General features: G+C 40.5%; 1 pseudogene. It reads right to left on the bottom strand.

Annotated features, from left to right (window positions below):
• Positions 1–168 precede the first annotated feature (168 nt).
• Positions 169–1,030, bottom strand: a pseudogene (locus tag F6K22_RS41385) (IS630 family transposase).
• Positions 1,031–1,109: the final 79 nt, after the last annotated feature.

The raw sequence follows: 1,109 nt of genomic DNA, 5'->3' as shown, positions 1-1,109 counted from the left end.
TAAGTAGGTCGGCGGGAAAATTTCTCACTATGTAACGAAAAGTTACATTAAAGTTCAAGAGTTAAATTTAATACGTTCTGTACTGTATTGTCCTCTTTCTCCCCTCCCTATCACTCCATCCATGACTGCATAAGCAAGATCTAACTCATCGTCAAACATCTGTCGCGATCATTCATCTTGTTTCAAATGTTGCCACTCCAATTCAATTGGGTTCATCTCAGAACAATATTTAGGCAGAAAAAATATGTATAAGTACTATTACTCTCATACGTCCTAATTTTTCTGCTTCTTGAGCTTCTGGCTCCATCATCTGGATGTAAGATTTGCAATTGACACCACCAATAACTAGGCCATAAACAAAGCTGATTAAAGGCTGAAACAGCCCAATAATACTTAGTCTACGACCACGGCGCTTTGTCTGTTCCTGGCATTTTTGTTCTCCACGTTGGTAATATGTGTAACTCGGCTCACTCCACATACAAAAACCTGATTCATCCAAATATTTCAGGTCTATTTCTCCTGTTGCAGCAGATAGCTCCAGCATCTCTAACTCAGCCTGCTTGATCGCTCTTACTTCTGGATCTTGTTTCCCTTTGTGGCTTTTTCTTGTTCTTTTCGCTTAGGACCCCCTTTTTTTGAGTATCCGTCTTAAGCGATCGCGACTCAATTTTATTTGGCGATCGCTAGCTAATTTTTTCGCTAATTGGCCAGAGTTATATGTACGTTGCTCTTTTGTTAGGCATTGTTCTAGAAAGACTATATCTTCTTGAGACCACTTTGGTTTTCCCCCTCGCCCTGGTCGGTCCCAAAGTCCTTCTCAGCCTAGTTTCTGCCATTTATGCAATACTGTTGTGAGTGTTTGTGAACTCCAGTTAAAGTGAGCTGCTATTTTTTCGACATACCAGCCATGGGCATTGAGCCTGATTACCTGTGCTCGGTCTTTGACTTTCTGTGGTACATCCTCAGTTCTAAGCTTCAGTAGTTTTTGGTCTTGCTCACGAGTGAGAAAAATCCTGAAACGAGCGCCCATAAAAAAATCACCTTGATAGATCAACTTTCCGTATTTACTTATCTTTACATAGTTTGATTTTTTCGTGCCTACCTACTTA

Origin of the sequence: Okeania sp. SIO2F4, from assembly GCF_010672385.1 — a bacterium.
Lineage (GTDB): Bacteria > Cyanobacteriota > Cyanobacteriia > Cyanobacteriales > Microcoleaceae > Trichodesmium.
Note: the sequence above shows the minus strand (reverse complement) of the source record. Positions and strands in the feature narration are given on the sequence as shown.